Source organism: Shinella sp. NM-101, from assembly GCF_021401195.1.
GTDB lineage: Bacteria > Pseudomonadota > Alphaproteobacteria > Rhizobiales > Rhizobiaceae > Shinella.
The window spans coordinates 1-17,838 of the sequence record NZ_JACBFT010000014.1 but is presented as its reverse complement, the minus strand read 5'-3'; the positions used below and the strand labels follow the sequence as shown (position 1 = coordinate 17,838).

The following is a 17,838-nucleotide window of genomic DNA, read 5'->3' as shown; positions in this document are numbered from 1 at the left end:
AGGGCGAGGGCGGGCGCCCGCGTCGGACAGAATGGTTTGTCCGGCTATGCCTTCACGGCGATGAGGAAGAGCCGCGGGAAGCGCAGCAGGAGCCGCCCGTCCGCCATCGGCGCATAGGCCTTGGCGATGCGTTTCTCGTAATCCCCCAGGAAGCCGTCGCGCTCTTGCTGCGGGATACGGTCGAGATAGGGCCGCAGCCCCGTCCCCTTCACCCATTCGACGATGGCCGCCGCATCGGCCATCGGATGGTTGTAGACGGTGTGCCAGACATCGACGCGCGCCGCCTTCGGCCCGAGCGCGTCGAAATAGGCGGCCGGGGCGGGCAGCGGCCCGCGGCGCGGCGTGCCCTCGGCAAAGGCGCTTTTCCACGGGCCGGCGAGCGCGCTTTCCTCCATCAGCAGATGCGAGGGTTCGGAAAGGTTGTCCGGCATCTGCACGGCCAGCACGCCGCCCGGGCGAAGCCCGTCCATCAGCCGCGCAAGCAGCGTCACATGGTCGGGCAGCCACTGGAAGACGGCATTGGCGAAGAGCAGGGCGGCCGCCTCGTGCGGGCGCCACTTCGAAAGGTCGCATTCGACGAAATCGACGCCCGGCAGGCGCGCCCGCGCCGCCTTCAGCATGTCGGCCGCATTGTCGACGCCGCGCACGCCCCGGCCGGGAAAGCGCCTGGCCAGAAGCTCCGTCGAATTGCCGGGCCCGCAGCCAAGATCGTAGACCGTGCCCGCGACGAGATCGGCCGGCACCTGGGCAAGGAGGTCTGCGGCCGGGCGCGTGCGCTCGTCCTCGAATTTCAGGTATTGCGCGGCGGACCAGGCCATTCAGAGGCTCTCCAGCGAGGGCAGGATCAGGGCCGGGCCGAGGTCGAAATACTCGTCCGGCATGTTGGAGCGGTTGATCCAGACGGTGCGGAAGCCGAACTTCGTCGCCCCGGCAATGTCCCAGCGGTTGGAGGACTGGAAGGAAACGGCGTTCGGATAGAGCCGGTAGTTCGTCGTCACCAGATCGTAGACCGCAGGCGCGGTCTTGTAGGTCTTCAGCGCATCGACCGAGAAGATGTCGTCGATGACGGTATCGAGCGCGGCATTCTTCACCGCAGAGGCGAGCATGGCGGGCGAACCGTTGGAGAGGATGGCGATATGCGCGCCGCGCTGCTTCAGCGCCTTCAGCACGGCCGGCACCTCCGGGTAGCAGTCGAGCTTCCAGTAGGCGTCGAGCAGCTTCTGGCGCAACGCCGGGTCGACGCCGCCGATGCGCTGGAACGTGTAGTCCAGCGCCTGCTCGGTGAGCTGCCAGAAATCGGCATAGGCGCCCATCAGCGCCCGCGTCCAGGAATATTCGAGCTGCTTGGCGCGCCAGATCTCGGAGAAGATCTGGTAGTTCGGCCCCACGTCCCCCGCATGGCGCCGCACCGCCGCATGCACGTCGAACAGCGTGCCATAGGCGTCGAACACATAGGCGGCATGGGACATGGCGGCGATTCTCCTGCGCTTTCGCCGGCGATTGGCGGCCATCGGGCGGTGAATGTCAATTGCCTGTCTTGCCACTCATCCCTCTGCCGGCACCGTCGCCCCGGCTGCCGGGCGAAGGCAGGGATGCAAGCCCTCTTTCCCGCCGCCGGCCTTTCGCGATGGGAAACCGGCAAGGGACGCTGCCGCAAGGGGATTTCCCGGTCCGGCCCCGCCCACCAACGTCATCCTCGGGCTTGACCCGGGGATCCACATGCGCGGCGTGCCGGTGGATGGATGGTCGGGTCAGGCCCGACCATGACGATGGAGAGGGCGGTTTCCAGGGAGATGGAGATGACGAGCCTCTTGTGCCTTCTCCCTGCTTGCGGGGAGAGGGCCGCGGCAGCGGAATGAGGGGCGGCCGCCTTGCCCGCGACCCTCAGAACCGCGTGATCACGCTGATCCCGAGCTCCGTCGCCCGGTCCATCGCCATCAGCGCCGGCACGGCCTCCTCCAGCCCGATATGCCGACCGATTAGCTTCTGCGGCGCGAGCTTGCCGCTCTCGATCATCGAAAGCATGGCATCGTAGCGCCAGGCCTGCATGCCGTGGCTGCCGTAGATCTCCAGCTCGTGGCCGATGACCTGCGCCATCGGGATCTGCGGCGTCGCATGGTCGGCCAGCATCAGGCCGACCTGCACATGCCGCCCGCGCCGGCGCAGGTTCTTTATGGAATTGAAGCAGGTGACGGGCGAGCCCAGCGCGTCGACGGAAGCATGCGCCCCGCCGCCGGTGATCTCCCGCACCGCCTCGGCGACATCGCAGACCGCGCGGGCATCGATCGTCGCGACCGCGCCCATCTTCCGCGCGAAGTCCAGCTTCTCGGGGGAAATGTCGATGGCGATGGGGTTCGCCCCCAGCGCGGCGGCGATCATGATGGCGGAAAGGCCGACGCCGCCGCAGCCATGCACCGCCACCCATTCCCCGCCCGTCACCCGCGCCTGGTCGACCACCGCGCGGAAGGAGGTGGCGAAGCGGCAGCCGAGGCTGGCGGCCGTGGCATAGTCGATGGCGTCCGGCAGGTGCACGAGGTTCTGGTCGGCATGGTCGATGGCGACATATTCGGCGAAGGACCCCCAATGGGTGAAGCCCGGCTGGAACTGTTCCTCGCAAACCTGCTGGTTGCCCGAACGGCACTCGCCGCAATGGCCGCAGCCGGAGACGAAGGGCACGGTCACCCGCTCGCCCTCGCGAAAGCGGGTCACGGCCTTGCCGACCGCCGCCACCGTGCCGGCGAGTTCGTGCCCCGGCACATGCGGCAGCTTGATGTCCGGGTCGTGCCCCATCCAGCCGTGCCAGTCGCTGCGGCAGAGCCCCGTCGCCTCCACTTTGATCACCACGCCGCCGGGTGTCGGCGCCGGGTCCGGCAGGACCCGGATATCCGGTTTCGCTTCAAAGGCTTCGTAGTACATCGCGCGCATGGCCGTCTCCCTTTCCGCCTGTATCGCACGCGCCCGCAAGGCCCTCAACCGCGCCATCCATGATAAGACCTGATGCATCCATTCAACATCTTGAATGGACAAGCGGCGCGCTCTGGCGGAAGGCAATTGCGACTTGACCGCAAAGCCCGGTCGGGCCTTGATGGGCCAGAAGGAGTAGAAAAATGCCAGTCGACACTTCACCACGCACGACGACCTGGACCTTCGTGGACGGCGAATGGATTTCCGGCAACCCGCCGCTCATCGGCCCGACCTCGCATGCCATGTGGCTCGGCTCGACCGTCTTCGACGGCGCACGCTGGTTCGACGGCATCGCGCCGGACCTCGACCTGCATTGCCGGCGCGTCAACCGCTCCGCCGAGGCGCTGGGTCTTGCGGCGACCGTCTCTTCGGAAGAGATCGAGGCGCTCGCCCTGGAGGGCGTCCGCAAGTTCGACGGCAGGACCGCGATCTACATCAAGCCGATGTACTGGGCCGAGCACGGCTCGCCGATCAGCGTCGTCGCGCCGGATGCGGACTCCACCCGCTTCGCGCTCTGCCTGTTCGAGGCCTCGATGGGCGATCCCAAGGCCGGCTCCTCGCTGACCCTCTCGCCCTTCCGCCGCCCGACGGTGGAATGCATGCCGACGGATGCCAAGGCCGGCTGCCTCTACCCGAACAACGCCCGCATGCTGGTGGAGGCCCGCAGGCGCGGCTTCGACAACGCGCTGGTGCGGGACATGCTGGGCAACGTCGCCGAGACGGCCTCCTCCAACATATTCATGGTCCGCGACGGCGTGATCTTCACCCCGGCCGCCAACCGCACCTTCCTTGCCGGCATCACGCGCAGCCGCGTCATCGGCCTGCTCAGGGACGCGGGCTTCGAGGTGATGGAAACCACGCTCACCCCCGCCGACTTCGCCGCCGCGGACGAGATCTTCACCTCGGGCAACTATTCCAAGGTCGTCCCCGTCACCCGCCTGGAGGACCGCGATCTCCAGCCCGGTCCCGTCACCGCCAAGGCCCGCGACCTCTATTTCGACTGGGCGCATTCGAACGGCGATGCGTGAATAAGGGCCGGCCTTCGGCCGGCTTTCGACCCTCGGCTCAAGGCCGAGGGTGACGGAGGGGCGCCCCCCAATCGAACGGTGTCGCACGGCTACCTGCCTTCAATGGCACCCTTCCTCTCTCTCTCTCTCTCTCTCTCTCTCTCTCTCTCTCAACCGGCCTGCCTCTCCGTCGTCATCCTCGGGCTTGACCCGAGGATCCACAATCCTCGGCGCGTGGGTGGACTCATGGTCGGGGCAAGCCCGACCTTGACGGTGAGATGGGATGCTTTCCCTGAAGACGGCGAGAGGAATACAGGAAGGCGCACCTCCCTGACGGGCTCCTATTCCTGCCCCGCAGGATCCTGCGTGGTGTTGTCACCGGTCTCCGCGCGCTTCTTGGCGGCCGCCTCGCGCTCGCTCTCGCGCACCACATGCAGGAATTCCGCGGCGATCGGCGGGGAGACCTCCACCGTCTGCTTCTGCTTGTCGTAAATGCAGACATAGGTGATCTGGCTCTTCGATTCCGGCGAGAGTCCCTCGATGGCGGCGATGCCGAAGGATTGCGTGCCGGTCGGCTCGACGAAGACGTTGGGCGTGCCGAGCGCTTCCGGCAGGCTGGCAAGGCAGCTTTTCTCCACATCCGCACGGAATTCTTCCCAGGCATCCGGGGAGGAGGCGTGCGCCATGGGGGTGGCGAGAAGGACGGCGAGGAGGGCGGGGGGGATGGCGCGCATGAAGGGGCTCCGTGCTGGGGGACGAGACGGAAACGGCGCGAATCGCCGACAGGTTCCGCCCGCCCTTGATCTGACAGGCGAAACAGGAAGGATTTTGCCGCATGTCAGGAAAATTTGGAAGGCGGGCGGTTGCCTCTTCCGGTTGCCGCTCCTATGTTCCGCTCACGGATTTCCTTCACAAAATTCCGTCGCCAGAGCAATTCCAGCACCGCCCGGGAAACCGGCCCGCCTTCGGAATTGCGGCAAACAAAGAGGAGACACCATCATGGCTTTCGAACTTCCGCCGCTTCCCTATGATTACGACGCGCTCGCCCCCTTCATGTCGCGCGAGACGCTCGAATATCACCACGACAAGCACCACAAGGCCTATGTCGACAACGGCAACAAGCTGGCGGAGGAAGCAGGCCTTGCGAACCTCTCCCTCGAAGAGATCGTCAAGAAGTCCTACGGCACCAACCAGGGCCTCTTCAACAATGCTGGCCAGCACTACAACCATCTCCATTTCTGGAACTGGATGAAGAAGGGCGGCGGCAAGAGCCTGCCGGGCGCGCTCCAGAAGGCCATCGACAGCGATCTGGGCGGCTATGACAAGTTCAAGGCCGATTTCGTCGCCGCCGGCACCACGCAGTTCGGCTCGGGCTGGGCCTGGCTCTCCGTCAAGGACGGCAAGCTCGCCATCTCCAAGACCCCGAACGGCGAGAACCCGCTGGTCCACGGCGCGGAACCCATCCTCGGCGTCGACGTGTGGGAACACTCCTACTACATCGACTACCGCAACGCCCGCCCGAAATACCTCGAAGCCTTCGTCGACAGCCTGATCAACTGGGACTACGTCCTGGAGCGCTACGAAGCCGCAACGAAGTAAGCCTTCGGTTTGCCGATTACGCAAACCCCGGTCGGAAACGGCCGGGGTTTTTGTTTGGCGAGCCTTCTCTCCGTCTGCCGAAAAGGAACGGGTTATCCAATTCCGCCCGAATGTGTGATATTGTGCTGGCATGTACACAAACCAGTACCGAGGCCACCCATGAGCAGCACGACGATGACGATCCGCGTCAGCACCGACACCAAGGAAAAGCTCGACAGGCTGGCGGCGGACACGCGCCGCAGCCGCTCCTTCCTCGCCGCCGAGGCGGTTTCGGCCTATGTCGCCAGGGAGTTGGCGATCGTAGAGGGCATCGGCGAAGGCCTTGAGGACGTTCGCAACGGGCGGACGGTTTCGCATGAGGAAGCCATGTCCGAACTTGCCTCCGCGATCGATACGGCTGAGCGCGACCGGTCGTGAAGCGTCCCGTCCGATGGTCCCGCGCGGCCCTCGATGACCTGAAGCAGCAGGTCCGCCACATCACGAAGGACGATCCCGCAGCGGCACGCTCGGTTGTCGCGCGGATCGATGCGGCGGCGGTCGTTTTGGGCGAACGCGCCGTCGGCCGGCCGGGCCGGGTCGGCGGCACCTACGAGAAATCGGTGAGCGGTCTTCCCTATGTTCTCGCCTATTGCATGGAGATGGCCGAGGGGCGGGAGACCCTGTTCATCCTGCGCGTCATCCATACCGCGCGGCAATGGCCGCGCGAGGAATGGCCGGAATAGGGCAATTCCAGCAAAGTGGATCGCGGGCTCTGCGTCCGGAATGCGTGAAACGCTTAGGAACCCGCCGCCGCCCGGTTCTCCGCCCAGCCGGAAATCCACATCTGCCGCAGCCCGTCGCCTTCGCCGCGAAAGTTCTCGCCCGTCGCTTCGCAGGCCTCCACCCGGTCGGCGCGGAAATTGCGGATGGCCTGGCGCAGCTCGCACCAGGCGACGATGTTCGCCGTTTCCGAATAGTAGATGAGCGCGATGGGGCGGATGGTGCGCTCGGTGGCGCGGGCCTGTTCGTCGCGGTAGTCGATGAGCAGCTTCTCCTCGTCGCGGATCGCCCGGCGCACCGTGGCAAGGTCGATGCCGTCGGGCTGGCGCGGCGCGGTGCCCCAGGCGTGCAGCGCGCGGGCGGAAAGCGTCTGGCGCAGCGGCGGCGGCACGGCGCCGGCGATCTTCTCGCCCACCCTTCTGGCGGCCGCCTTCAGTTCCGCGTCCCCCGCACGCTCCAGAAGGGCGAGCGCCAGCACCACGGCCTCCGTCTCCTCGATGGAAAACATCAGCGGCGGCAGGTCGAAGCCGGGGCGCAGGATATAGCCGATGCCCCGCTCGCCCTCGACGGGCACGCGCATCGCCTGCAGCGCGGCGATGTCGCGGTAGATCGAGCGCACCGTCACCTCCAGCCGTTCGGCGATCTCGGCGGCGGTCACCGGGTGGCGGGAGAGCCTGAGGATCTGGATGATCTCGAAGAGCCGGGATGCCTTGCGCATGGTTTTCTCCGTCACAACTGACACATCCCTGTCAGTTGGCCTTCGCTATAGCACGCCTCAAGCGCTTGAAACAAAAAGCAGCATAGGGCTGCGGCGCGGAAAAAGGCAACGGCCAACTGACATGAACTACAGCGAAAACCTCTGGCTCTTCTTCCTGCTCGTCTCAGGCATCGTCATCGTGCCGGGCATGGACATGGTCTTCGTGCTGGCGAGCGCGCTCTCCGGCGGCCGCAGGGCTGGGCTCTCGGCGACCTTCGGCATCATGGCGGGCGGGCTGGTGCACACGCTCTATGCCGCCCTCGGCGTCGGCATGCTGCTGCATTTCGCGCCGAAGCTCTTCAACGGGCTGCTGGTCGCCGGCGCGGCCTATGTCGCGTGGATCGGCTGGCAGCTCTTCCGCAGCTCCATCGTCATCGGCGACGTCGGCGATCTCGGCAGGCGCGGCCTTGCCACGCGCTTCCGCCAGGGCGCGCTGACCAGCCTCATGAACCCCAAGGCCTATCTCTTCATGCTCGCCGTCTTCCCGCAGTTCCTGCACCCGGAATTCGGCCCCCTCTGGCGCCAGACGCTCGTCATGCTGCTGATGATCTGGGCGGCCCAGCTTGCCGTCTACGGCGGCCTCGCGCTCGCCGCCGCGCAAAGCCGCGACGCGCTGGTCGGCAGCCCCGCCGCCACCCGCCTCATCGGCCGCGCCGCGGGCGTGCTGCTTGTCGTCATCGCGGCGGTCACGGTCTGGCGAGGTTGGGGGACGGTTTGAGGTCTTCGACAGGTGCCGCGGACCCGGCCGCGAACAGGCGCTTCAGTGCGATGTGCAGGACAAGCACGACCAATATGGAAGTGTAGCCGTCGATCAGATAGTGCCAGCCGAGGAGCGTCGAACTCACCAGCGTGACGAAGACATAGGCAAAGGCGAGAAGACCGGCGGTACGGCTGAATTCCCGCAGGAAGAGGGCGTTCATCATCGTGACGCCGACATGAACGCTCGGGAAGGCGGAAATGCCCGTTCCAAGCCCCGCGACGTCCTGAAGGTAGTTCTGCCACAGATAGGCCTGGAAGGTCGCCGCGACGCCATTGTCGAGCATCCGCAACTGTGCCCCGAAGCGCGCGGCATCGCCGGTGACATATCCGTAGAAGGCGGGACCGGCGGAAAGAAAGGCGTAGGCGAGGAGGTTGCCGAGTACCGCCCAGACGAGAGCGAAGCCGAGGCAGTAGCGCAGGCGGACGGCGCCCCTTGCGCGCAGCACGATGAAGAAGATCGGGACGAAGGCAAAGGCGGTCCAGGCGACGGAATAGTTCCATTCGAGGATGGAGAGGATATGCGGGTTGCCGAAGAGCGCCATCAGCCGCGGCCCGGGATCGACGCCTCCGAAGAGCAGGGCATCCAGGTCGGCCTGCGCGCGGTCATAGGGGAAGCCGCCCCGCATGGCCGGCATCAGCGTCTTGAACGTCGTGAACGAGCCCATGAAGAGGATGAAGGAGCCGAAGACGGCGGCGGCGCCGGCCAGATGGCCGAGCAGCGCGGGCGTCGGCAGCGTCATCCAGGCGAGCGGCGCTTTCGGGTTGCGGAACACGCCCGTGACGAGCTTGTCGAGGAGGAGAATGGCCGGGAGCCCCAGGAAATAGACCGGCCCGAACTGCGCGGCATATTGCCGGTAGGCCGTTGCCGTGAAATCGGCATGCCAGGTGAGGATGCCGATGACCAGCGCCGCATGCGCGAGCACGAAGGCGTGGAAGGGCAGCATCTGCCGCAGGTCGGCGGACAGGGTCTTGAGGAATGCGTTCCGCATGCTGGTGGGCCTCGGACCGGCAATGTGTCGATGACCGAGTTGTGCTTACAAAAGATCAAGAAACGTTAAAGATGCAGCCGCCCGTGGTGTGCGGCGCACCGCCGGCATCAAAAAGATTTTACTATCGTGGGTTTTCTAAAATGCAATCATGGCCGCGCATCGCAAATCGGCGGCGCGGCCCGGGCCCGCCGCCAGAACGGGAGAACTCCATGAAGTTCAGGATTTTGGCGGCAGCGGCCGCGCTTTCGATCATCGGCGCGGGCTTCGTCGCGGCGGCGGACGAGCCGCAGGTTGTCCGCCAGGAGATGATGAAGAAGGTGGGCGGGGCCATGGGCGCGCTTTCCGGCATCGCCAAGGGCGAGAAGCCCTATGACGCAGAGGTCGTCAAGGCGTCGCTGACCACGATGAGCGAGGTCGCCAAGGCCTTCCCCGACCAGTTCCCGGCCGGCTCCGAGACGGGCCACGACACGGAAGCCAAGGCGGCGATCTGGGAACAGATGGACGACTTCAAGGCGAAGGCCGCCAAGCTCGGCGAGGCCGCCGACGCTGCGCTCGCCGGCCTGCCGGCGGACCAGGCCGCGGTCGGCGCGGCGCTCGGCGCGATCGGGCCGAATTGCGGCGGCTGTCATGAGGTCTACCGGGTCAAGAAATGATCGCGGTGGACCGGACGATCCCCACACGATGAAACACCTTCCCGGCGCAGGCCGCCGGGAAGGTGTCCATGTTCAGGCGCCGCGCCGGCACGGCCGCGGCGGGAGCGGTCCGGCAACCGGCTGAAGACGCTCCAGCGAGGGAAGGGCTCATGGCATTTGGAAGATTTCTTGGCGGCATCGTCGTGCTCGGCGCGCTCGGCGCCGGCGCGTTCCTTTTCCTGACGGCGCCGGAACGGTTGCCGGCCGAGACCTGGGCCACGGCAGGCGAGCCGGACCTTGCCAATGGCGAGCGCCTCTTCCATGCGGGCGGCTGCGCGAGCTGTCACGCGGCGCCGGGCGCGCCCGACGACCAGAAGCGCGTGCTGGCCGGGGGCCTTGCGCTGAAAAGCCCGTTCGGCACCTTCCACGCGCCGAACATCTCGCCCGACGAGACGGCGGGCATCGGCGCCTGGACGCTGGCCGAATTCGGCGATGCCATGAAGCGCGGCACCGGCCGCAACGGCGAGCATCTCTATCCTTCCTTTCCCTACGCCTCCTACGCGCGCATGACGGTGACGGACGTCCGCGACCTCTACGGCTACCTGAAGACCCTGCCGAAGAGCGGCAATGTCGCGCCGGAGCACGAGCTGCCGTTCCCCTTCAACATCCGCCTGGCGCTCGGCGGCTGGAAGTTCCTCTACCTTGACGAAGCGCCGCGCGTGGACCTCGCCAATGCCGACGAGACCGTGAAGCACGGCCAGTACCTCGTGGAAGGGCCGGGCCATTGCGGCGAATGCCACACGCCGCGCGACATGCTGGGCGGGCTGAAGACGGACCAGTGGCTCGCCGGCGGGCCGAACCCGGAAGGCGAGGGCCGCATCCCCGACATCACCCCCGTCGAGGGCCGCTTCGGCAGCTGGAGCGCGGGCGACATCGTCAACTACCTCGAAACCGGCTTCACGCCGGAGTTCGACAGCGTCGGCGGCGCGATGGTCTCCGTGCAGAAGAACATGGCGCAACTGCCGAAGGAAGACCGCGAGGCGATCGCCGCCTACCTGAAGGCGATCCCGGCGCGGTGAGCTTCGGGGGCGGGGGCTGGCGGTTGCGGCGAGGCTTGACGGTTCGGCGGAGCTCGAACGCCCGGTCGGCGGAACGCTCTGCGAACCGGAACGTTCGGCGGGCCTAAGCGCCCGGCAGGCCCGATGCCCGGTGGGCCTGACGCCCGTGCGCCTCAACGCCGCGTAGGCCTCAACGCCGTGTAGGCCTCAACGCCGCGTAGGCCTGAACGCCCCGTGGGCCCGGACGCCCCGGGGCCTTACGCGAGCGGCATCCTCTCTGCCGCCCTGACGGGACACCACCTCTCCTTTTTCATCCTCGGGCTTGACCCGAGGATCCTTGCGTCACGGCACGACGTGGGCTTGGGGCGTGGGTCCTTGGGTCAAGCCCGAGGATGACGATGGAGGGTGGGGAGGGGCAGCCTCCTGCCGCCGTGCAGGGCATGGCCGCCGCCAAACTGTAATGCCCCCAGCCCAAGCCGGGATGCATTCAGGCTGGTGAAGTGCCGCCAAGCCGCGACAATGCCGAAAAGTCGGGTGCTGCCGCCATCAGGCGGGGTGCTGCGGCCCATCAGGTCCGGCATTTCCGCGACGCGGTCGGCCGCTCCTGCCCGGGCCGGCGTGCGTTCCGCGTCGACCCGCCTCACTCCTCAGCCCTTCGCCGCCCGATGCTCATCCCCGTACATCGCCAGATAATCCCGCAGCTCCGCGGAGCCGAGCCCGATGGCCTCCAGGATTTCGCGGGCGAAGGTGGCCGGCGCCGCGCCGGAGGCGGTGATGATGCCGCCGTCCCGCACCGCCTGCGGCTGGTCGCGGTAGTGCGCCGCGCCGCGATAGTCCGGCACGAGCTTGCCGAGCTGTCCGGAATAGTTGCCGGTATGCGCCCGCGTATCGAGAAGGCCGAGGCGGGCGAGCTCCAGCGTGGCGTCGCAGATCGCCGCCACCGGCTTGCCGGCCTCGATGAAACGCCCGATCGGGCCCGAAAGATCGGGCGCCGCGCCGGATTGCCAGATCGTGCCGCCGCAGACGACCAGCGCGTCGAAATCGGCGGGCAGGGCCGCTTGCGCCTCCCCGGCGGCTTTGACGGTGACGCCGCCGAGCGAGGTGACGTCCGCCCCGCCCGGTGTCAGCACCAGGGTCTCCGCCCCGCAGTCGCCGCGGGCCGTCGCCATCAGCAGGGCGCATTCCCAGTCCGCGTAACCTTCCGTCAGCACGATTGCCAGTCGCTTCGCCATGCCGGCCTCCGTCGGTTCAGCCCAATGCATGGATGTAGCGCATCCCCGTCACCGGACCAGCCCGGAAGTTCATCTGCTCGTAGAAGCGGTGGGCGCCGAAATTGCCGGTGGCCGCGCTCACCGAAAGGTAGCCGCAGCCGGCCATGCGGGCATGTTCGCGCGCGCGGGAAACGAGATGGCGGCCGATGCCGTGGCCGCGATGGCCGTCGCGCACGAAGATCTGGTGCAGCTCCATGCCGCGCACGCCTTCCATGGCGCGGTACATCGGCACCAGCAGCGCGTAGCCGATCAGCTTTCCGCCGGCTTCCGCGACGAGTGCGGTGATCCAGGGATGGGCGCCGAAGAGGTCGCGGTCGAGATCGACGGCGGTGATCCTCGCCGTGTCGCCGTGGCATTCGGCGTGCAGCGCGATCATGTCGAGGATCTGCTGCAGGTCGCCCTGGCGCGCGGCGCGGATCGTCAGCATCGGCGGGCGTTCGACGGCGTGGGGATCGAGCTTGATGACGGTATTCAGCATTTCGGGCTCCTTGGGTTTCGTGCCATCAGGTGCCCTAAAACAACAAAGCCGCCTGATGGCGGCTTGTTGACATGATCGAACAGCCGCTCCTTATCGGAACAGCCAAAAATACGTCGCGGCGATGTGCGTGCTCTTGATCATGGACGCGATATTCTCCCTTTCGCGCCGTTTGTCAATCGGCTTTCTCATGGGAAAGAAAAAGGGTGAAACGAAGGCTGGTCAGGCCTTCGCTTCGTCGTTGCCGGCGGCGGGTTGCCCTGCCGCGTTGCCGGCCTCACGGGTGTCGTCGATGCCGAGCCGCTCCTTGATGGTGCGGCGGATCTCCTCCTCGATCGCCTCGCGCGCTTCCGGCGGCAGCTCTGCCAGGCTTTCCTCGGTGAGGCCCATCGATTCGAGCAGCTCCTTGCGCAGGCGCTCGACCGGGTTCATCTTCGAAAGCTCCATGAAATCGGACAGCAGGCCATCGCTTTCCCGTTCGGCCTTCTCCTGCCTGTTGACCCACAGCGCATGGGCAAGGCCGGAAGGCATGGCGGCGGAGGTCTCAGCCGTCGGGATGTTGCGCTTCCACGCGCCGCCGCCATCGCCCATGCCGCTGGAAAGGCTGTCGCCGCTGGCGGCCGCGCGCGGCCGGCCGAGCGCATGGGCGGAAAGCATGCTGCCGTCGATCTTCATGAAAAAGGCTCCCCGATAGGATCTCGGGGAACCATTACCGGTTGCGCCTGTCGCGAGGCTTTCGCCGTCAGTCCTCGCCCTCCACGCGCCCGCCGGCCAGCCGCACGACATGGTCGCGCGGGGCGATCACGCTCCTGCGGTGCGTCACGGCGAGAATCGTCACGTCGCCGGCAAGGCTGCGGATATGCTGCATGATCTCCGCTTCCGTCGCCTCGTCCAGCGCCGAGCTCGCCTCGTCGAGGAAGAGGAATTGCGGGTCGGCATAGAGCGCCCGGGCGATGGCGATGCGCTGGCGCTCGCCGCCGGAGAGCTTCATGCCCCGCTCGCCCACCAGCGTCTCGAAACCGTCGGGCAGGGCCTCGATGAAGGGCAGGATCGCCGCCTTGTCGGCGGCGCGCAGCAGCCTCTCGCGGTCCAGCGGCCGGCCGAGCGCGATGTTGACGGCGAGCGTGTCGTTGAGCAGCGTCGGCTCCTGCGGCACGATGCCGACGGCGCCGTACCAGTCGCGCTGGGAGACGGCCGCAAGGTCCTCGCCGTCCACCGTGATCCGGCCGGCGGAGGGCGAGAGCGACTTCAGCGCCAGCCGCAGCAGCGTCGACTTGCCCGAGCCGGTCTCGCCGACGAGATAGGTGATGCGCCCGCGCTCGGCGAGGAAGTCGACATTCTCCACCCCGCGGCCGTTCTCATGGGCATACGAGACGTTTTCGAAGGTGAGGCGGCCGTCCCGCGGGAAAAAGCCGCCGGGCGTCACCGTGTCGGGTTCCTCCGGCGCGGCCCAGATGCGGGCGAGCGGCAGCAGCGAGGCCCGTGCGCGCACCACGTCGTCGAGCGCATGGCCGATCATCTCGAAGGGCAGGTTGAGCTGGAGCAGCAGCGTGTTGAAGAGGACGAGGTCGCCGACGCTGAGCTCGCCCGCCCGGTAGCGCGGCAGGAGCAGGAGGAAGGTGACGACGAATTGCAGCGCCAGCCCCGCGCCGAGCACCGCGCTGTAGCCGATGCGGCGGCGGCAGAAGGCGGCCCAGTTGTCACGCTCCTCGCGGGCCTTGTCGGCAAAGCGCGCCTGCATCCAGCCGTGGCTGCCGAAATGGCGCAGCGTCTCCATCGCCGCCATGGCGTTGCCGACGAACTTGGCGTTCTCCTGCCCGGCCTCGATGGCCGCGTCGAGGAAACGCCGCGTGCGGTGGTTGGCAAGGGCGGTGAGGGCGACGAAGCCGGTGCCGTAGACGAGGACGATCAGCACGACCTCGAAATTGATCGTCGCGCCCAGCATGGCGAGCGCCAGCACGATCTGCGTGGCGCCCGGAATGAAGACGATGAGGCCGAGCTGCACGAGCGTCATCAGCGCGCCCTGTCCGCGCCGCCGCGCGCCCTCGATCTCGGCCGGGTTGTGCTCGACGAAGAAGCCGGCCGTCTTCTTCAGCAGCCGGTCGAACAGGCTGGTGCTGGCGATGAAGCTGAGATTCTCCGCGCTCATGTAGGAGAGGTACTGCACCATGTGCTGCATGGCCGCCGCGATGCCGATCAAAAGCGCATAGACGACGAGCCCGGCGGCCAGCCCCTCGGCGAGGCGGTCGGCGGCCATGGCGTCGACGAGGCGCGAGAAGAGATAGGGCGCGGCGACGGCCGAAACGGCCGAGAGGAAGACGATGACCGCGACCAGCGCCAGCAGGCCGCGCGAGGAACGCCAGTAATTGGCAAGGATGATCTTCACCGGCGCGGCGATCAGCCGCCAGTCGTCTTTCATGGCGAATCTCCCGGGAGGATGGGCAAGGCGCCATAATGGAAAGACCGGCGCGGAGAGGCAACCCCGCGCCGGTCTTTACTGTCTGCGGCGGCGACACCCTCAGGCCTGCCGGACATTTCCACAGGTTGGGGCGAACGCTTGTGGGAAGCCGTTTCCTCCACCCCCTTCTCCCCAGCGGGGAGAAGGTGCCGGCAGGCGGATGAGGGGGATGCCGAAGGCAGAAGGAAAAGACTCTCTGTGCCGCGCCCCCTCATCCGACCCTTCGGGCCACCTTCTCCCCGAGGGGAGAAGGGAAAAGCGGCAGCGTCGAGTTCCCTGAACGGCAGCCCCGCGTGGGAGGAGATGCCGGGCAGGGCCCGGTGAACCCTACGCCCCCTTACGGCAGCGTATAGGCGATCACGTAGTCCCCCGGCTTCGTGCCCACCGAGCCGTGGCCGCCGGCGACGATCAGCACATATTGCTTGTCGCCGACCGTGTAGGTCATCGGCGTTGCCTGTCCGCCGGCGGGAAGGCGGGCTTCCCAGAGCTGGCGGCCGGTCGTCACGTCATAGGCGCGCAGATAGTCGTCCACCGCCGCGCCGAGGAAGGCGACGCCGCCCTTGGTCATCATCGGGCCGCCGATGCCGGGCACGCCCACCTTGAAGGGCAGCGGCAGCGGCGTCATGTCCCTGACCGTGCCGTTCTTGTGCTTCCAGGCGATCTCGCCGGTGGCAAGGTTGGCGCCAGCGACATAGCCCCACGGCGGCGCCTGGCAGGGAATGCCGAGCGGGCCGAGGAACGGTCCCATATAGACGCCGTAGGGCGCGCCGTCGTTGCGGTTGAGGCCCTGCTCGGAACCCTTCTCGTCCTCTCCCTTCGGCGGCACCTGGTCGCGCGGCACGAGGCGGGAGGTGAAGGCGAGGTAGGTCGGCATGCCGAACATCACCTGCCGCTCGGGATCGACCGCGACCGAGCCCCAGTTGAACGTGCCGAAATTGCCGGGATAGACGATGGTGCCCTCAAGCGAGGGCGGCGTGTAGCGGCCCTCGTATTTCATCGACAGGAAGTCGATGCGGCACATCATCTGGTCGAACATGGTGATGCCCCACATGTTCTTCTCGGTCAGCGGATCGGGCATGAAGGTGAGGCCGGAGACCGGCTGGGTCGGGGCGGTGAAGTCCTCCGGGATCGCGCCGGTCGGGGCCGGCACTTCCTTGACCGGGATGATCGGCTCGCCGGTGCGCCGGTCGAGCACGTAGATGTCGCCCTGCTTGGTCGGGCCGACGAGGGCGGGAATGGTGTTGCCGTCCCTGGTGATGTCGACCAGCGCCGGCTGGGCCGGCACGTCCATGTCCCAGAGGTCGTGGTGCACGGTCTGGCGCACCCAGCGCACCGCGCCGGTCTTGATGTCGAGCGCGACGATGGAGGAGGAATATTTCTCCACATGCTCGCTGCGGCCCATGCCGAGCTGGTCCGGCACCTGGTTGCCGAGCGGGATATAGACGAGGCCGAGCGCGTCGTCATAGCTGAACACCGACCAGGAATTCGGCGAGTTGACGGTGTAGACCTGCCCCTCCGGCAGCGGCGTCGTCACGTCCGGATTGCCCGAATCCCAGTTCCAGATGAGCGCGCCGGAATTGACGTCGAAGGCGCGGATGACGCCGGACTGTTCCTGCGTCGAGTAGTTGTCGTTCACCGCCCCGCCGATGATGATCTTGCCGTCGGTGATGACCGGCGGCGAGGTGGAGTAGTAGTAGCCGGCCGGATTGTAGGGCATGCCCTTTTCGAGATGCAGCATGCCGTTGTCCGCAAAGCTGGTGCAGACATCGCCGGTCTCAGCGTCCAGCGCGATCAGCCGGGCGTCGGACGTCGGCAGGTAGACGCGCGTGGCGCAGGCCGTGCCGGCGGTGGCGGCCGGATCGGCAAAATATGTCACGCCCCGGCAGGTCTGGTGCTGGCGGTCCGGGTTCATGCCGGAATTGGAATCGTACTTCCACTTCTCCTTGCCGGTTCCCGCGTCGAGCGCGATCGCCCAGTTGTGCGGCGTGCACATGTAGAGCGTGTCGCCGACCTTCAGCGGAGTCACCTGGTATGTGGTCTCGCCGACGTCGTCGGGCAGCTTCACGTCGCCGGTCTGGTACTGCCAGGCGACCTTGAGCGTGGAGACGTTCTGCGTGTTGATCTGGTCGAGCGGCGAATAGCGCTGGCCGTAGGGGGTGCGGCCGTACTGGTGCCATTCGCCGGGCGGCACGTTGCCGCCGAGCGCCGGCGTGGCATTGGCCACCTCGCTCGGCAGGTTACCGGCGATGTCGTGTTGATCCTGCGTCATCGAATAGCCGGCAACGACGATGGAGACGATGACCGCGACGGCGAGCGGCATTGCCGAGGCCGGGTAGGGGATGCCGGTGGGGCTGGCAAAGCCGAGCGGGCGGCGGATGGCCGGCAGCATCAGCCACAGGCCCAGCAGCACGATGATGCCGCCGCGCGGGCCGAGCTGCCACCAGTCGAAGCCGACCTCCCAGATCGCCCAGCCGAGCGAGCCGAGGATGACGAGGGCATAGACCCAGAGCGCCGCGGCCGAGCGGCGGAACAGGAGCACGGCCGTGACGAGGAAGGCAAGGCCGGTAATGAGATAGTAGGGGCTGCCGCCGAGCGACAGCAGCCATCCGCCTCCGCCCGTCAGCACCAGACCGATGATGGTGATGACGGCGGCGGTAAGAGTTAGCAACATGATGGTCTCCGTTAGCGATGCCGGCCGGGGAGGAGGCCGACATGACGTCCGGCTCAAGGAGGGACGCTGGAGAAATTAGGGCGCAATCGTGACGCTTCAATGCGGGAGACGGTAACGCGGGAATTATCCGTGTGAAACCATGCTTTCGGCGCGCGATCGCCGCCGCATATGCCGTATCCTTTGCCACATCTCCCCGCTCGCGGGGGCGCGCGCCCGGGAATTCGGCGTTGCCATACTTCCCTTCTCCCCCCACGGGGAGAAGATGCCGGCAGGCGGATGAGAGGGACGCCGATTGCAAGAGGGCCAGCTTCTCCCCGAGGGGAGAGCGACTGTCTTGTCAGTCAAGCGCTTTGCCATGGTTTTCCGTCCCGGATGATGGCGTTGAGGATGGTGAGGAGCTTTCGCATGGTCGCGACGATGGCGACGATCTTCGGCTTTC

The 17,838-nt window shown here is 67.0% G+C and carries 18 protein-coding genes and 1 pseudogene; 7 read left to right on the top strand and 12 right to left on the bottom strand.

The window, feature by feature from the left end; genetic code table 11:
- Positions 1-44: 44 nt before the first annotated feature.
- From tam to L0976_RS21575, 3 genes are all read right to left on the bottom strand, one after another.
- On the bottom strand, positions 45-818 hold the full coding sequence (gene tam, locus L0976_RS21585) for a trans-aconitate 2-methyltransferase (RefSeq protein WP_234189222.1): 774 nt from the start codon (positions 816-818) through the stop codon (positions 45-47).
- Positions 819-1,469 carry a haloacid dehalogenase type II gene (locus L0976_RS21580; RefSeq protein WP_203318219.1) on the bottom strand — a complete coding sequence of 217 codons (651 nt, stop codon included), beginning with the start codon at positions 1,467-1,469 and terminating at the stop codon, positions 819-821.
- Between the two features lie 415 nt (positions 1,470-1,884).
- Positions 1,885-2,925: a zinc-dependent alcohol dehydrogenase family protein gene (locus L0976_RS21575; RefSeq protein ID WP_234189221.1), complete on the bottom strand. Its 1,041-nt coding sequence runs from the start codon at positions 2,923-2,925 to the stop codon at positions 1,885-1,887.
- A gap of 182 nt (positions 2,926-3,107) precedes the next feature.
- Between L0976_RS21575 and L0976_RS21570 the strand changes: the two genes are divergently transcribed.
- Entirely contained in the window at positions 3,108-3,992 is an 885-nt protein-coding gene (locus L0976_RS21570) for a branched-chain amino acid aminotransferase (protein ID WP_234189220.1), read from the top strand.
- 320 nt (positions 3,993-4,312) lie between these two features.
- Here the strand turns inward: L0976_RS21570 and L0976_RS21565 are convergent, their stop codons facing one another.
- On the bottom strand, positions 4,313-4,705 hold the full coding sequence (locus L0976_RS21565; RefSeq protein WP_234189219.1) for a hypothetical protein: 393 nt from the start codon (positions 4,703-4,705) through the stop codon (positions 4,313-4,315).
- A gap of 265 nt (positions 4,706-4,970) precedes the next feature.
- On the opposite strand from L0976_RS21565, the gene L0976_RS21560 reads away from it, so the two are divergent.
- The 3 genes from L0976_RS21560 (at position 4,971) to L0976_RS21550 (ending at position 6,292) form a co-directional block, all read left to right on the top strand.
- Positions 4,971-5,570 (top strand): superoxide dismutase, encoded by a 600-nt coding sequence (locus L0976_RS21560; RefSeq protein ID WP_234189218.1) that lies wholly within the window; start codon positions 4,971-4,973, stop codon positions 5,568-5,570.
- 159 nt (positions 5,571-5,729) lie between these two features.
- A complete protein-coding gene (locus tag L0976_RS21555; protein ID WP_203318224.1) occupies positions 5,730-5,987 on the top strand; it encodes a CopG family ribbon-helix-helix protein in 258 nt (85 codons plus the stop codon).
- Positions 5,984-6,292, top strand: coding sequence for a type II toxin-antitoxin system RelE/ParE family toxin (locus L0976_RS21550; RefSeq protein ID WP_234189217.1), 309 nt, complete (start codon positions 5,984-5,986; stop codon positions 6,290-6,292). The genes L0976_RS21555 and L0976_RS21550 overlap by 4 nt, the downstream gene beginning before the upstream one ends.
- 53 nt (positions 6,293-6,345) lie before the next feature.
- On the opposite strand, the gene L0976_RS21545 is transcribed toward L0976_RS21550, so the two are convergent.
- Entirely contained in the window at positions 6,346-7,047 is a 702-nt protein-coding gene (locus L0976_RS21545) for a YafY family protein (protein WP_234189216.1), read from the bottom strand.
- 121 nt (positions 7,048-7,168) lie between these two features.
- On the opposite strand from L0976_RS21545, the gene L0976_RS21540 reads away from it, so the two are divergent.
- Positions 7,169-7,804: a LysE family translocator gene (locus L0976_RS21540; RefSeq protein ID WP_234189215.1), complete on the top strand. Its 636-nt coding sequence runs from the start codon at positions 7,169-7,171 to the stop codon at positions 7,802-7,804.
- Here L0976_RS21540 and L0976_RS21535 read toward each other — a convergent pair.
- The gene (locus L0976_RS21535) at positions 7,773-8,834 is read right to left on the bottom strand and encodes a phosphatase PAP2 family protein (protein ID WP_234189214.1); all 1,062 of its coding nucleotides are present in this window, start codon (positions 8,832-8,834) and stop codon (positions 7,773-7,775) included. The genes L0976_RS21540 and L0976_RS21535 overlap by 32 nt on opposite strands.
- A gap of 209 nt (positions 8,835-9,043) precedes the next feature.
- Here L0976_RS21535 and L0976_RS21530 point away from each other — a divergent pair, with 209 nt between their 5' ends.
- Together L0976_RS21530 and L0976_RS21525 are read left to right on the top strand one after the other, a co-directional pair.
- The gene (locus L0976_RS21530) at positions 9,044-9,487 is read left to right on the top strand and encodes a cytochrome c (protein WP_234189213.1); all 444 of its coding nucleotides are present in this window, start codon (positions 9,044-9,046) and stop codon (positions 9,485-9,487) included.
- Positions 9,488-9,636: 149 nt separating this feature from the next.
- Complete coding sequence (locus L0976_RS21525; protein ID WP_234189212.1) at positions 9,637-10,545, top strand: cytochrome c; 909 nt, start codon at positions 9,637-9,639, stop codon at positions 10,543-10,545.
- A 626-nt stretch (positions 10,546-11,171) separates the two neighbouring features.
- On the opposite strand, the gene L0976_RS21520 is transcribed toward L0976_RS21525, so the two are convergent.
- From L0976_RS21520 to L0976_RS21495, 6 genes and pseudogenes are all read right to left on the bottom strand, one after another.
- Complete coding sequence (locus tag L0976_RS21520; RefSeq protein WP_234189211.1) at positions 11,172-11,756, bottom strand: DJ-1/PfpI family protein; 585 nt, start codon at positions 11,754-11,756, stop codon at positions 11,172-11,174.
- Positions 11,757-11,772: 16 nt separating this feature from the next.
- The gene (locus tag L0976_RS21515) at positions 11,773-12,273 is read right to left on the bottom strand and encodes a GNAT family N-acetyltransferase (protein WP_234189210.1); all 501 of its coding nucleotides are present in this window, start codon (positions 12,271-12,273) and stop codon (positions 11,773-11,775) included.
- A gap of 219 nt (positions 12,274-12,492) precedes the next feature.
- The gene (locus L0976_RS21510) at positions 12,493-12,945 is read right to left on the bottom strand and encodes a hypothetical protein (protein ID WP_234189209.1); all 453 of its coding nucleotides are present in this window, start codon (positions 12,943-12,945) and stop codon (positions 12,493-12,495) included.
- A 67-nt stretch (positions 12,946-13,012) separates the two neighbouring features.
- Positions 13,013-14,689: an ABC transporter ATP-binding protein gene (locus L0976_RS21505; protein ID WP_234189208.1), complete on the bottom strand. Its 1,677-nt coding sequence runs from the start codon at positions 14,687-14,689 to the stop codon at positions 13,013-13,015.
- A gap of 376 nt (positions 14,690-15,065) precedes the next feature.
- Positions 15,066-17,399, bottom strand: a complete 2,334-nt coding sequence (locus L0976_RS21500; protein WP_234189207.1) for a glucose/quinate/shikimate family membrane-bound PQQ-dependent dehydrogenase — start codon at positions 17,397-17,399, stop codon at positions 15,066-15,068.
- A gap of 341 nt (positions 17,400-17,740) precedes the next feature.
- A pseudogene (locus L0976_RS21495) lies at positions 17,741-17,838 on the bottom strand (IS110 family transposase); the annotation flags it as partial.